This window comes from Fervidobacterium nodosum Rt17-B1, from assembly GCF_000017545.1.
Lineage (GTDB): Bacteria > Thermotogota > Thermotogae > Thermotogales > Fervidobacteriaceae > Fervidobacterium > Fervidobacterium nodosum.
The window spans coordinates 1,719,221-1,734,116 of sequence record NC_009718.1 but is presented as its reverse complement, the minus strand read 5'-3'; the positions used below and the strand labels follow the sequence as shown (position 1 = coordinate 1,734,116).

12 protein-coding genes and 2 tRNA genes are annotated in these 14,896 nt (G+C 33.1%); 5 read left to right on the top strand and 9 right to left on the bottom strand.

What is annotated here, in order from left to right:
- Positions 1-5 precede the first annotated feature (5 nt).
- The 5 genes from FNOD_RS08280 to FNOD_RS08260 all read right to left on the bottom strand — a co-directional run bounded on the left by FNOD_RS08280 (position 6) and on the right by FNOD_RS08260 (position 3,599).
- Positions 6-956 carry a D-alanine--D-alanine ligase gene (locus tag FNOD_RS08280; protein WP_011994733.1) on the bottom strand — a complete coding sequence of 317 codons (951 nt, stop codon included), beginning with the start codon at positions 954-956 and terminating at the stop codon, positions 6-8.
- A 40-nt stretch (positions 957-996) separates the two neighbouring features.
- Positions 997-1,998 (bottom strand): LacI family DNA-binding transcriptional regulator, encoded by a 1,002-nt coding sequence (locus tag FNOD_RS08275; RefSeq protein WP_011994732.1) that lies wholly within the window; start codon positions 1,996-1,998, stop codon positions 997-999.
- On the bottom strand, positions 1,986-3,212 hold the full coding sequence (locus FNOD_RS08270; RefSeq protein ID WP_011994731.1) for a competence/damage-inducible protein A: 1,227 nt from the start codon (positions 3,210-3,212) through the stop codon (positions 1,986-1,988). The genes FNOD_RS08275 and FNOD_RS08270 overlap by 13 nt, the downstream gene beginning before the upstream one ends.
- Positions 3,213-3,358: 146 nt before the next feature.
- Positions 3,359-3,435: transfer RNA gene (locus tag FNOD_RS08265), tRNA-Arg, on the bottom strand.
- Between the two features lie 74 nt (positions 3,436-3,509).
- A tRNA-Ser gene (locus tag FNOD_RS08260) sits at positions 3,510-3,599 on the bottom strand.
- Positions 3,600-3,768: 169 nt separating this feature from the next.
- Here FNOD_RS08260 and FNOD_RS08255 point away from each other — a divergent pair.
- Genes FNOD_RS08255 through FNOD_RS08240 form a run of 4 tightly spaced genes read left to right on the top strand, consistent with a single transcriptional unit; the run spans position 3,769 to position 7,927 of the window.
- Positions 3,769-4,464 (top strand): hypothetical protein, encoded by a 696-nt coding sequence (locus tag FNOD_RS08255; RefSeq protein ID WP_011994730.1) that lies wholly within the window; start codon positions 3,769-3,771, stop codon positions 4,462-4,464.
- 38 nt (positions 4,465-4,502) lie between these two features.
- Positions 4,503-5,633: an ABC transporter permease gene (locus FNOD_RS08250; protein WP_011994729.1), complete on the top strand. Its 1,131-nt coding sequence runs from the start codon at positions 4,503-4,505 to the stop codon at positions 5,631-5,633.
- Positions 5,634-5,664: 31 nt separating this feature from the next.
- Positions 5,665-6,321: a hypothetical protein gene (locus FNOD_RS08245; RefSeq protein WP_011994728.1), complete on the top strand. Its 657-nt coding sequence runs from the start codon at positions 5,665-5,667 to the stop codon at positions 6,319-6,321.
- 22 nt (positions 6,322-6,343) lie between these two features.
- Positions 6,344-7,927, top strand: coding sequence for a CotH kinase family protein (locus tag FNOD_RS08240; protein WP_011994727.1), 1,584 nt, complete (start codon positions 6,344-6,346; stop codon positions 7,925-7,927).
- A 268-nt stretch (positions 7,928-8,195) separates the two neighbouring features.
- Here the strand turns inward: FNOD_RS08240 and FNOD_RS09735 are convergent, their stop codons facing one another.
- Entirely contained in the window at positions 8,196-9,134 is a 939-nt protein-coding gene (locus FNOD_RS09735; RefSeq protein WP_011993737.1) for a DDE-type integrase/transposase/recombinase, read from the bottom strand.
- 125 nt (positions 9,135-9,259) lie between these two features.
- Between FNOD_RS09735 and FNOD_RS08230 the strand changes: the two genes are divergently transcribed.
- A complete protein-coding gene (locus FNOD_RS08230) occupies positions 9,260-10,816 on the top strand; it encodes a sodium:neurotransmitter symporter family protein (protein WP_011994726.1) in 1,557 nt (518 codons plus the stop codon).
- Positions 10,817-10,935: 119 nt separating this feature from the next.
- Here FNOD_RS08230 and priA read toward each other — a convergent pair whose 3' ends face one another.
- The 3 genes from priA to FNOD_RS08215 are packed head-to-tail and all read right to left on the bottom strand — an operon-like array spanning position 10,936 to position 14,812.
- A complete protein-coding gene (gene priA / locus FNOD_RS08225; protein ID WP_011994725.1) occupies positions 10,936-13,263 on the bottom strand; it encodes a replication restart helicase PriA in 2,328 nt (775 codons plus the stop codon).
- Between the two features lie 5 nt (positions 13,264-13,268).
- Positions 13,269-14,150, bottom strand: a complete 882-nt coding sequence (locus FNOD_RS08220) for a methylenetetrahydrofolate reductase (RefSeq protein ID WP_011994724.1) — start codon at positions 14,148-14,150, stop codon at positions 13,269-13,271.
- A 5-nt stretch (positions 14,151-14,155) separates the two neighbouring features.
- Positions 14,156-14,812, bottom strand: coding sequence for a hypothetical protein (locus tag FNOD_RS08215; RefSeq protein ID WP_148202070.1), 657 nt, complete (start codon positions 14,810-14,812; stop codon positions 14,156-14,158).
- Positions 14,813-14,896 lie beyond the last annotated feature (84 nt).

Genomic DNA, 14,896 nt, shown 5'->3' with positions numbered 1-14,896 from the left:
TTAAACTAAAGCTTCCTGCATGCTTCTTTGATTATCAAATCAACAAGTTCATCGAAAGAAATACCAAAAGCATTTGCTGACATTGGCAAATCGCTTAGCTCAGTCATACCAGGCAGAGTATTAACTTCAAGAAAATAAAAAACACCATCCTTAACTATTCCATCTATTCTCGAAAAGTGTTTACAACCAAGTGATTTATATATCTTCAATACTGCGTGGTTTATTTTTTCCGTTGTTTCTCCATCAAGTTCAGCCGGTATAATAAATTCTGTCATTCCATCCGTGTATTTAGCTTCATAATCGTAAAATAATTTTTTGGGCCTCAATTCAAGTATCGGAAGAACGGTTGGAGTACCATTAATATCTATCACAGAAACTGTTATTTCCTTTCCTTTAATGTATTCCTGAACAATCATTTCGTCATAATTTTTGAATTCGTTCTTAAGGGCATCTAAAAGTTCTTCTTTTGAAAAACAAATGTGTGTTCCTATACTTGATCCTTCTTTCCTTGGCTTCACAACACATGGTAACCCTATTTTTTCTTCAATCATATATATTTTCGATTCTTCAAATTCCTCTGAGCTGATTAAAAGAAAATTAGGTATCTTTACAACGCTTAGTTCCTCATATCTTTCTATAGTATTTTCAACAAAAAGGTTGCATAAATATTTATCAAAAGCAATAACACTCGTTTCTACTCCAGAACCAGTGTAAGGTATGCCTATGGAGTCCAATATCGCTTGCATTTTACCATCTTCACCAAAAGTTCCATGGAGAATATTAAATAATGCATCGTATTTTTTCAATTCGGAGAGCTTGTAGATAAAATTATCATCGACATCGATTTCGTCAACTACATGTCCCATATTTCTTAAAGCCTGCGCTATCCTTTTTCCACTCCTAATAGAAATCTCCCTTTCTCTTGAAATTCCACCAAGTAAAACACCTAAGTACATTTTTTTGCCTCCCTAAGTTCTTGTCTTAATTTTTCATTAATTAAGTAGATCTTACAACAAGTTCTGGTTTTAAAACATACCTTTTTATTTTTTCTTTAATTCGACCGTTAATGCGCTTAATTAATAAATCCGCAGCAATTTTCCCCATATCGTATATAGGCTGTTTTATAGTTGTTATTTCCAATATCTGAGCTATTGGAAGATCATCAAATCCACAAACTTTAACATCTTTTCCTACCTTTAATTCCATAGTTCTTGCTACCTCGATGATAGGTACCGCCAGATAATCTGTTGTTGTAAATATGGCACATCTTTTGTATCTCGAAAAAATGCGCCTTGCAACTTCAAATGTGCTTTCCCAATCGAGTGGAACGTAATATATCTTATCTATACTCCTTCCTTTTCTTTCAAGAGATTCTTGAAACCCCTCTAAACGTTCGTCAAAAACCGTACTTTCAAGTTCATGTGATTTTCTATGAGTAACAACAAATATATCCATATCAAAATCGGAAAAATAATCACCGGCAAGTATACCACCATAATAATTATCAACAATCACAGAATCATATTTGTCTGAATCCTGCTCAAGACACACAACTGGCGTTTGAGGGTTGATAAACCCCTTTAGAATATTGTCTACATTAACACCATCAACTATTATGCCATCCGTTGAAAGTAATATATCAGATGATTTTTTTAATCCTTCGTATTTCCTTTCATTGTACAATGGATAGAGTAATGAAGAGTAACCATTTTTAATAAGTACTTCATCGATAGCAGATAACAGTATTTGATAAAAATCACCTTTCATCTCTGGGGTAATTACCGTTATAAGATTACTCTCACCAGTTGATAGCCGTCGTGCATGTGGGTTGGGAATATACCCTAATTTTTTAATGGCATCTAAAACCTTCTGCCTTGTTTTAGAATCTACATGCGGGTTATTATTCAAAACTCGAGAGACAGTACCAACACCAACTCCAGCAAATTCTGCAACATCCTTTATCGTTATTCTCCTAATCTTTTGTTTTAACCTTGGCATTTGATAATCCCTCTCCTTAGCATATCAAAAGCAATTAATGTACTTCTTTTCCTGATCATCTGCCTATCGCCTCTCAAATTATAAGTGGCTGAATTAATACCGTTAGGGCTACAAACAGCTATGCACACTGTCCCTACAGGCTTTTTCTCACTACCACCAGACGGTCCAGCTATACCTGATACCGCGACAGAAAAATTTGAATTGAAAATTTTTTTAGCGCCCTGTGCCATTTCTATTACGCACTCTTCACTAACCGCTCCAAATTTCTCTATGGTTTCTTTACTAACACCTAATATTTCTATCTTTGCTTCATTAGAATAAGCAACAACGCTACCTTTGAACACAGAAGAAACCCCAGGTATATCAACGAAAGTAGATGAAATCAGTCCTCCTGTACATGATTCAGCAAAAGAGACTGTATAATTATTTTTGACAAGTAATTCATATACAACGTCGTGCATTTCCTTGTCATCCAAAGCATACACACTCTCACCAAGCTTTGGTAAAAGTGTGTTTACAACATAGTCTATCTCATCTTTAATTTCAATAGGACCGGTAAATCTAACTTCAACACCTCGTTCGTAAGAAGCCATTGTTGCTATAGTAATACGAGAATTTGAGTATAATATATCCTTATACTCATCCATCAAGACAGCTTCGGGTATCCCTATGGTTTTTATTCTTCTCGTGTAAAGCGAATCGTTTGTTTTAAGCTTTTCCAAAATACTTTCAAACATGGGAATTAATTCGACGGGGGGGCCTGGTAAAAGGATTATTATTTTTCCATCATATTTTAACATTTGACCTGGTGCTGTTCCAACCTTATTATCTATTACTTCGGCATTTTCTATCACAAAGGCCTGCTTTACAACACTTTCAGGCGCTTTACCATAATATTTTATGGCTCTGTTTATAAGTTCTTGAGCGATTGCTTCATTCTTTAAAAGTTTTCTACCAATCGAATGAGCCACAGCTTCTCTTGTTAAATCATCTTCTGTTGGTCCTAAACCGCCACTCGTAATTATCAAATCAGCATCTTTTATAGCTTCTTTTATCCGCAAAACCATTATATCAAAATTATCTGGAAGTGTTTCCGTACGAACTATATAATAACCAAATTCTTTAAGTCTTTGAGCAAGATATTTAGAATTTGTATCAACAATTAAACCCTCAACTAATTCATTTCCTATGGCTAAAATAATAGCTTTCTTCACAAGTAAACCCCCTCAAGTTGGTAAAAAGATTAAGATTAAATTTTAAAAGTTAGTCAAAATAAATTATATCATAAAAAAATAAAAACTACACGAATCTTCGTGTAGTTTTTACATTTAAAGTATTGATATTAAGATATTAAAAATCTTGGCGTGCCCGGCGGGACTTGAACCCACAACCTCCAGATCCGCAGTCTGACGCTCTATCCAGTTGAGCTACGGGCACGTCTAACTTTAATTGAAAGCTCTAATAATAAATGGTAGATGGCTTAAAAAGTAATCTACCATCTACCACAACTTTGGCGGAGAGAGAGGGATTCGAACCCTCGGTGGAGAAACCTCCACACTTGCTTAGCAGGCAAGCGCCTTCGACCACTCGGCCATCTCTCCGTTAAAAAAACGGTAAAATTATTAAATAAAGAATATGCCCGCTTAGAAATTGTACCACAGACTTGAAAAATTTCAAGTATCTAAGTAATTAAAATATAAATTTATGTGTTATAATATATTTTTGAGTAAGCAACTGTAATCTATAAATAGTAAATTTGGAGGTGTATATATGAAAATTGGTAGATTATTCAAATTCGTTTTATTTCTCTTTACATTGTTCAGTACTTTTGCCTTTTCTTACACAAACACATTCGCAGATTTTTATGGATTAGCTTTGACTGATACTTCGCCAGCTATTTCAAAAATTCTAGAAAATACAGACCAAATCGACTTGTTTAAACGTTTAATTGGCATTTATACATTTGAAACAAACGCTAATCCAAGGAACCCATCCGTTCTAACAAGCGGATTCACAATGTATAAAAGTATTCTATCTTTTATACCTGATAAAATTATTTACGATACACTTGGAGTAAATTACGATATCTGGGTAAAATTACTAGGGGTTAGAATAGGGAATTCAATCTCAGAAACTATTTTCAGCTTTGGAGGAGCGTTTGGAATTAACTTTGAAAGTCTTAGTTTATTAACAGGAAATTCTCACGATTACAATGATTTTAATAAAGTTGAGCTTAGGCATTACAATGTTGTATCTACAATAAATTTGATTGGAAGTATTAAATTTCGCGTAGACATACCTGTAAACTCTAACAATTTTCCATTTATAAGTTATATAGCGAGTTATGATATCGGAACAACTATTTATGGACCATATTTACCAGATTTCAAAATTATGGAAAACATAGAATTTGAAAGAACTTTCTCAAGAATGAGTCACACTATTTTGTTAAGAGTAAGATTTTAAAAAATCCTAAACATCAATGATATGGGAGTTGACAAACTTTGGAATTTTTAAAATTCGAGTTCAAAAGATTGTTCTCAAGACCTTTTACTTATATTGTGCTTTTTATTGTACCATTAATATTTGCTCTAATTAGTTCATCTTTTTTCCGTTCACTCAGCGAATCAGATCTAAGAATAGGAATTTACACTTTGGATAAATCTCCACTTTCAAAATTCACCGTTGGAGTTATAGTTTCTTTGTTTAAAGGTGGAACTATAAAGTATGTTGATGAAAACTATGAAAAAGAATTGCAAATTGGAAATCTCAATGCGGTTGTTGTTATACCAAAAGATTTTACTAATTCATTATTTGCCGGAAAAAAGACGATGCTAAAATATATCCCAAGCCCAGTAAACACAGAGCTCTCAGCAGCCGCTTATTTAGTTTTTAAAAGGATGTTTGAAGACCTCGGTGGTGGCCCATTCTTCAATCCAAAAGTTTTAAGAGAAATGTACACAGCTTCAAATGTACCAGCACCGGAACTTGTCACAGAAAAATCTATTGATTTTTCTCAAGTATTCGCTACAAGCATGATATTTATAATAACAATGTTTATTGGTTTACTTATTGGGGCTGGACTAATAACTCGAGACAAAGAAATTGGAATTCTTAAACAGTTTACACTTTCAAATTTCAGCATACTAAACTATCTAATTATAAAATTTTTCACTACTTTAATTTTGAGCTTCATGTCGGGATTATTAGTATATATGTACTTTTTACTAAAAGGATTTAATATGTCCACAATATTAGTCGTTTTATTTATAGCTTTGAACGCCATATTTTATTCTTCATTTGGTATATTTATCTCTTCATTTTCACAAAATACTTTGACTTCAAATCTTCTCAGCTCAACCATTTCCGTGTTCTTTTTGCTTATAAATGGTCCATTTGTCAATTTATCCGAAATTCCAAGTTTTTTCAGAAAATTTGTAGAGCTATTACCTACATTCAGAGGTAGTTATATAATAAGAAGTGTACAATTTTTTGGAAAACCAACAAACATGTTGAAAAACGAATCAAAATTTATTCTTTTATCAATAACTATATCTATTTTATTTCTTCTAATAAGCTGGGGAAGATTAAATTTTACACTTTTGCCAGACAGGATAAATAAAGAAAGTAAATGATACTCGATAATTAGGATGGTGGTTTACAACTATGGAAATTTTTGTCAAAGTAGTAATAATTTTTCTTATTCTAACTGTTTTAATTATAATATCTAACTTATCTAATAGACCTATTGTTTTTGACTACGCACCGAATAAAGCCGATTCAACCAATACGGTAATTGCTGACGAAACAAATAAATCAATTAGCCAAGGAAATACCTCAGAACAACCAGTGGCTCAATACTATTCAGAAAAAACAAACACTAATGAACAAAGTGTTTCTCATGAATCATCTACAACATCTTCCCAAACTAACATTGAACAAATTGAAATTCAAATTAAACCTGATGATACTTCAACAAATATTTCTTTAGAAAGTAGCGCAACTGAAAGTATTTCACTCTCGGCAGATTTAATATACGATGAAATGATACAAGTTGAAAAAGCAGCAAGAAAATATATAAGCTCTGGATACAAAATCTCAACATTAAATAGCGAAAATGTATATAATAAAAATCTCATTAGCGAAGAACTATACAAAAAATACGATATTTCATTTAGATTATCCGGAGATGGGTATGAAATATCTATTAAACCCAAATTTGATATAGACTCAACCTTAATGGATGATTTATTGAAAAAAGAAAAGGTTTACATAACTGAGAATGGATTAGAGTATGTGTTTTGGATAAAAGCATATAAATAAACTAAAAAAGCGAGGTGATTAAATGAAAAAAATTTTATTGTTATTAGCAATAACCATATTGTGTTTTTTATCAGTATCACTATTTTCACAACTATTAATATCCCACGAATCTGGTTTTTACGATATAACCATAACTGTTGAAATCAAATCAACAGTTGGCGGAGAGATTTATTACACAATAGATGGTTCAACTCCTAGGATAGATTCAAAAAATACTTTTAAATATTCTCAACCATTAGTTATCCAAAAAAATTATGAAAATGAGTATATGTACATACCAACATCCCCTATTTGGGAAAAACCTTCTGGCACATTTGAAAAGGCAACGGTTTTAAGAGTAATAGAGGTAAGCAATGGCAATATAACAGACTCAACGGTAAGAACGTATTTCATAGGAGTAAATCACAAATTACCAGTCTTCTCAATAATAACAGATCCTGAAAATCTCTTCGATGATGAAAAAGGTATATATGTACCCGGTAAGTTATTTGATCCATCAAATCCTTTTTGGACCGGAAATTATCAACAACGTGGTGATACATCGGAAAGACCTGCGATAATGGAATACTTTGAGGAAGGGAAATTGAAGTATAGAACAGAGATAGGTATAAGAATCCATGGGGAATTCACAAGAAGCTTGCCTATAAAATCATTAAGATTGTATGCGCGAAACAAAGAGAAAGAGTTTAGATATCCGTTCTTCGGAAGAATAGGATATAAAAAATTATTGTTGAGAAACGCTGGAAACGATTGGGAAACAGCTTATATGAGAGATGTTTTTACGCAAAGACTTTTCAAAAATCTAAACTTTGACACACAAGACAACTATTCAGTTGTTCATTACATAAACGGTGAATATTGGGGTATTTCATACTTAATGGAATATTACGACCAGCGTTATTTACAGGTCAAATACGGTGTAAATGAAAAAAATACAGTTATAATCAACTATGACTTAACCATACAAGATGGAAAAGAAGGTGATCAAAAAAGTTTCCTTGATTTGATGGATTTTGTTAGAAATAATGATTTATCCATCAAAGAAAACTATGATAAAGTCTGTGAAATGATCGATATCGACAATTTCATTGATTTCAAAATCGCAGAAATATTATCGGCTAACACGGACTGGCTAGGCAACAACGAACGCATATGGCGTGTCCTAAAACCAGAAAATAATAAATATGGCGATGGTAAATGGCGATGGATGATGTACGATATGGATTTGGCGATGTGGGATCCGACACATGACACCTTAAAAACAGCTATATTTGGTGACCCTGAAATACCTTGGACAACGACAGAAGAAGCAACCTTAATCTTAAAGAAACTTTTAGAAAACGAAGAATTTAGAGCCAAGTTCACTGAAAGATTTTACTATATCTTGAATAACATCTTTATACCAGAATTGGCTGAAAGTATAGCTGACGATATTATCGGAAAATTAAATGACGAAATGAAAAGGCATTCTCAAAGATGGGGTAAACCAACTTACGAAGCATGGCAAAATGAATCGGAATGGGTAAAAAAATTTGTGGAATATAGGCGTGATATAATACGAAGCATTTTTGAGGAAAACTTTATTAAATATTCCATGAAAAAATGAAGTCTCTCAAGCTGAATAAAAATTAATTATGGAAATTTGTAAAAACTATTTTCTGTAAATTAAATAATCTTGGATCTGTTTTCACAATTTGGTAAAAGTTACGCCAAAATATACTAATAGTGCATTTGTGTAAAAAATTAACCTTAAATAACAATGAATTATATGGTAAAATTTTTGGCGTGTATATATTTATATTACACGCCTTTTTTTATCTCATTTTTATATCATATTATCCTGTATTTCTCTAATATTCCCAAACTTGAAGTTGTTAACTAGTAGTGATGATGGAAGCTAAAGCTGTAATCATCTCATTTTCGTTCTCATATAACTTGCATAGGTTCCTTACTACACAAAAACCATTTACATAGTACCGTATGTTGCTAAATTTCTTGAAGCTCCTTTTCGCTCTAACAAACATCTTAAATAACGAAAATTTCGATTCACATTCGTTGTTTTTACCTAGTCTTACTTCTCTGTGCTCAACATTATCAAAATTTAGTTTTACTGCTATCTCGTACGCTTTTAGTCCATCGGTTATTAACTCTATTTGTGTGTTTTGTTTTCTTTGACTAAAGTATTTATCTAACAATATCTTAACTTGTGACATATCACGATATCTTGATACATGCCAAGCTACTATTAAATTCGTACCATGCTCAACTAATAGCCACACATAGTACTTTTTGTCTCGAAATACAATAACTGTTTCATCACCGTGAACTTTAAATACATTCTCAAACTCAAAAAGCGAAATAACAGAAGATAACTTGATAATCCATTTGTAAATAGCGACATGAGAGACATTGATATTCAAGCAAGCTTTAATAGCACGAAGAGAAAGGTTGTATTTGAAGTACAAGATGAAAGCTTTGAGAATGATATAGATAGGGAAACGGAAGAATTTGAAAGGATGAAAGTTGAAAGGCACAGGCTGAGGAAGAGAAAGTGGAACAGAAGTTTTGAAGTTGCACTTTCTGCATCTGAAACGAACGAAATAACGGCGGATTTTGTAAATTTCCATGACATGGTTACAATGAACACAACGAGGGTAAGGGAAAGAGAAAAGTTTGTGTTTTTTGGTGAAAGAAAGTTTAAAGTAACGCTTGCAGTCTTTGCAAAAGAAGATTTGGTTTTTGAATTTATCATGACCATTTTTGATGAAGTTAGAAGAGCCGCAATGGGGGCATTTGAGTTGGATATTAGTCATGTCGGGATACCTCCTTATTGAGAGTATATTGGGGGGTGTCCCCTATTTAAGAAGATAATATGATTTTTGAAATTTATCAATACCTTTGGTTAACAAAATCCCAAACTTTCGAGGAGGTGGCCGTTGTGAAGAAGAGAGAACACTGGGGAAGTAAGATAGGTTTGATATTAGCTATGGCAGGTAACGCTATAGGTCTTGGGAATTTCTGGAGATTCCCGTATCAAGCAGCCAAAAACGGTGGGGGAGCCTTTATGATACCATATTTCATCGCTTTCCTTTTTATGGGTATCCCTCTGCTAATAATTGAATGGGCTCAAGGTAGATACGGTGGAAAGTATGGACATGGTACATTAGGTCCAATGATTTACTTACAAGCAAAAGAGAGCGTTGGCCATAAGTTTGCGAAAGTACTTGGCGCGTTGGCTGGCGCAATCGCACTTTCGGTAGTTATACTCCTAAACTCCTATTACAATCATGTTATTGGTTGGACGCTTGGTTATTCTTTTGAAACAGCCGTTGGAAAATACATGGATAAATCAATCGATACAGCTGGTTATTTTGTCGGATACATTCAAAGTCCTTTTAGAGTATTAATATTCTGGATAATAACACTCGCAATTTTATATTACATAACAAGTAATGGTGTTAACAAAGGCTTGGAAAGATTAGCAATAATCGCTATGCCAGCTATTTATATATTCGCAATTATTCTTCTTGTGAGAGCGCTTACATTAGGATCACCAGTGAACCCTGAATGGAATCCAATTAAGGGGCTTGATTTCTTATGGTCTCCAAGATGGAACGAGTTGAATTGGTCGGCAACATTAGCAGCAGCAGGGCAGATATTCTTTACGCTATCCCTAGGTATGGGAATAATCCAAAACTATGCTTCTTACATGAGAGACGAGGATGACATCGTAACATCAGCAGTTGCAACAGCTTCATTAAATGAATTCGCAGAGGTCATACTAGCTGGTACAATAGTTATCCCCATTGCTTTTACTTTCCTTGGCGCCGAGGGTTTAAAGAGTGGAGTTGGATTATCTTTCATAGCGCTTCCAAACGTATTTAGAAACATGGCTGGTGGACAGATTTTTGGAACATTCTGGTTCCTGCTACTTTTCTTTGCTGGAATAACAAGTTCAATAGCAATGTTTAATTATCTAACTGCATTTTTAGAAGAAGAATTTGGCGTTGAAAGAAAGAAAGGCTCGTTGTTTGTTTTTCTCATGTACATCATCGGTGGTTTACCTGTTGCATTAGAACCTATTCTCACGAAAACAGCTGATTTAATGTACTTAACAGAGCTTGATAATTGGGTTGGTACTTATTTCCTCGTCTTGCTCGGATTAATTGAAGTCATTGCGGCTGTATGGTTGTTTAAAGCAAAAGGCCTTGAAGAGATAAACAAAGGAAGCTACTGGAAAATACCAATGTGGTTCTATAAGTTAATAATGAGCTTCATAACCCCAGCATTTATAATCATTTTACTTGTTTTCTCAACGATAGATTACGCAAAGAATGGTTACTTCAAATTGATACCGGATTTTGTTAAAGATAACTCTGTACTAATTCCTTGGGTCATCGCAGCGAGAATTGTTCTTATAGTAATTTTCATATCGAGCTTTATCCTTACATACAGAAGTATCAGTAAAAAATTAGAAACGCAAAAAGATAAATAGGGGTGATAATATGTCAAGCACAGCGCTCGTTTTTATGGCTTGGAGTTGGGGAATAATAATTCTCCTCACGGCATTATCCGTTGGAACGATAATGAAAAAATCAAAGAAATAATTTTAAATCATATTTCGTTTGGATTCACCTTTATAATCCATTCCCCAGAGTAATTTGAGATTATCTTTTTCAAAAGCCTTACTAATTCTGGTACGTTGTTTGTCTTGAAAAATATTTGATATCGGTACTTATTATTTGCTTTAAATATAGGATGTTCAGAAGGTCCAAGAAGTTCTAAGTAATATTTATAAACTTCTTGGACCTTTTTCTCTTTTTTTTCAATGTTTTCTATTTCATCTGCAACAGTGTCAATTGTTTCTCGCGCTATTTCCTGATTCAGATTGGCGTAAGTTAATACAACTACAGACGCAAAAGGTGGATAATTCAGTTGTTTTCTTATCTCAAGTTCTCTCTCATAGAACCCTTCAACATCTTGATTACTCGCAAATGTTATTACTGGATCGGTTGGCTTATAAGTTTGAATTATCGCCTTTCCCTTTTCATTTCGCCCTGCTCTACCAATTACCTGAACTAAAAGTTGAAATGTTCTCAGTGGAGCGTTTATATCAGGATAAGAAATTAAAGCATCAACATCCACAACACCAATGAGCGCTATTCTGTATATATCTAACCCCTTCGTAATCATCTTTGTCCCAGCAACTATATCGATTTTCCCTTCTCTTAAATAGTCTAAGAGTTTTTTCAGTTTTTCTGGGGTATCAGCTATTTCTGCATCAATCCTTCCAATATTTCTCGATGGAAAGAGTTGCTGGAGTTCTTTTTCAACTTTCTCACTACCAGTTCCTCTATCTATGAACATATTTGAACCACAGTTAGGACAATTTAAGGATAATTCTTTCTCACTTCCACAGATGTGACATTTCAAATTATTCGAATCCAAATGATAAGTCATTGCAACATCACAATGTTCGCATTTTACTATATAACCGCATACAGCACATTGCACCCTTGAAAAACCTTTTCGCCTCGTGAATATTATGGCTGATTTATCAGCTTCAAGCACTTTACTTAGATTATTGTACAAGATTTCAGATATAGAGAAAGTAACTTTCTTTGTTTTATTCATGTCCACAATTTCAACTTCTGGTAATTCAACGTTGTAACGTTTAGTAAGCTTGTGAAATACATATTCCCCATCTTTGGCTTTCTTATAACTTTCCAAAGAAGGGGTAGCTGAACCATACACAACAGTAATTGGTAAAGCATTAAGAAATGTGTGAATTTCGTAAAAAGGCTCAGAATTATTGTAATAGCCTTCATCATGTTCTTCATCAACAATTGCAAGATTAAGGTTTTTTAAAGGCACAAACGCAGCACTTCTTGGACCAACTAATATATTTATCTCACCTTTAACCGCTTTCGCCCAAATTTCAACGCGCTTTGATTCTGTTAAATAGCTATGGTAAACCGCTATAGATAAATCTGGAAATCTTTTTCTAAGCCTTGCTATCGTTTGTTCAGTTAAAGATACCTCTGGAACTAAATATAGTACATTGCCAAATGGTAAGTATTTTTCAATGACCTCGAGATAAACCTCTGTCTTGCCACTTCCAGTTGGTCCAAAAACAAGGTGTTTCTTTTCTTTTCTAAAATCGTATGAAAGTATTTTGTCAACTATACTCTTTTGTTCGTCACTTAAAATAACTCTCTGTGGTTTTATATTAAGTGTTTCAAAATCACTACATTGCTCTAAAATCTCAATTATTCCTTTATTTTTTAATTGTACAACAACATCTTTTTTTACATCTAAATCTTCTATTATTTGCTCAACTTCGGTAGGGCCTTTGAAAAGTAAATAATTAACAACCGTACTCTGCGATACCGTTAGTTTTAATTTTGACAATTCAATTGAAGAAATTTTTAAGTAAACACATTCTCCTCTTTTTCTTGGTCTTGGCTTTTTCGTTTCAAAATCTCTGTAAACTTTGACCAAACCGTTATTGATATACTCTTTATAATTTTTGATTTTTTTGAATTCTTCGTATGGCATTTTCTCGATATTTACAAAAGGACTTACACTTTCAACAAAAAGTGAAAAATAATCATCAAATTTATTTGGAAAAGATATATCAAAATACTTACCTAATCCAGAAAAGTAAAAATTCGCTAAACCGTATAAAGCTTTTACCCTTGATTTTTCAAGGAAGGATATATAATCCATTCGCTCAACGATTTTTGAATATTCTGAACTTGATTTCTGGTTAGGTAAAAATTCATCGCAAGGGGCCCATTCTTGATTACCAATTACATAACCTAAAACCTTTTTACCTTTATGCTGAAGTAAAACTCTTTCACCTATTTCAATGTGCCCATTGTACTCACAAAAGACAGGTTCGATTTGACTTGAATTTGATAATGCTACTATGTAAATCATATTAATTAATCAGCTCCTTGAATAACTTCAGCTAACCCTTTAATTATTTCTAAATCTTTTGTAGTAGACGTTAAATAGAATCCTTGTACATAAGGCGAAAGTTTTTCTATAATGCCCAAACAATTTTTGTATGAATAATTTTTTAGTGCTCTATCATCTTTCTGATGAAAATACTCTTTCGGAACGAAAACCCCTGGAACTTTGGAAAAGTACTCGAGTTGTTGAACACTCTCAAAAACCATTAGAGAGACGTATATCTTTGTTTCATTCAAATCCCCTTCAGCCTTTTTTAAGAAATTAAGAATTGTTGATTCATTAAACACCGGTTGCGAAACGAAAAATAAACAACCGGTTTCTATTTTTGTATTCATTCTTTGAATCGTTTGCTTATAGTCTTTTTCAAAAGGGCTAAATACGCCTCCGGAGTTAAATGAAAATTTACCAAATATCTTTAATCCAGCAAGATCTTCCCCTTTTTCATTTAAAAGTTTTACTAATTTAAATACATCGTATATACTGAAATCTTCAATGCATGATGAAAAAGGATAAGTACCGACGCGTGGATCATCACCTGATAAAATCAATAAATTTTTTATACCAAGCATGTGAGATGCTATCAAATCTCCCTCAATTCTTATCGCATTTCTTGTCGTTCTGGAAAAATGCATTATTACATCTATACCTTTTTCGACTAAAATATGTGCAGGAGCTATAGGTGATACACGCGCACTACCCATTGGAAGATCCGTTACAGCTATAATCTCCGCACCAGATTCAACTGCTTTAATACAAAAATCAACGTATTTTTCTAAAACAACCCCACGTGGTGGTAAAGTCTCAAGGATAAATCTTTTTTTATAGAAATCACTTATTTCCTGTAAATCCACACATTTCACTTCCTTGAATTGCTTATTAGATTAGAAATATCACGTACCAATGCTTTTGTATGTTGGAATAATATAGCTCTTGCTTCTTTGTAATCTTGTCTTTTAAGTTTCTCAAAGACAAATAATCTTAAATGTTCCATATTCTTAGTCTTTTTGAAACTTTCCAAAAGATAATTTATATCGCCTGTCAAATAATACATCATTTCATAGTAAAGATGTACTCTATCACTTACCTTACCAAGCTTTTCCATAAGCAAAAGCTTATATTTTTCTTTTAAAGACCCGCGCAATATCCCAGTTCGAAGGTAGTTATATATGAACAAACACGAATGAATTGTATTTTCATTTTTTGTCTTTGAAATATGGTACTCAAAATAATTTTCTATATCTTCGAGAGCTTGGCCAGCGTATAATGAGACATCCATATGAGGATCCTTCAATAGTTGCTGTAGATATTTCATGTTTTGTTCTATATTTATACCTCTTGTTACTTGGGCAAATATATCATAAGTCACAGCTTTTCTTTCTGAAATCGCTCCAATAGTCAGAACAGTTTTTATTGGTAAAGTAGATAGCGCTTCTTTATCAATTTTCATAACAATTTCAGGCATAAGCGGAATGTTGAAAAAATCTTCAATTTCTTCATTTTTTAAAGGTATCATATAAAGCCAAGCAAGAGGATATGAAAGCGTAAATACGATAATTTCCGGAAGATTTTTCCTATAGAGATAGTAAATCGCTGCTGA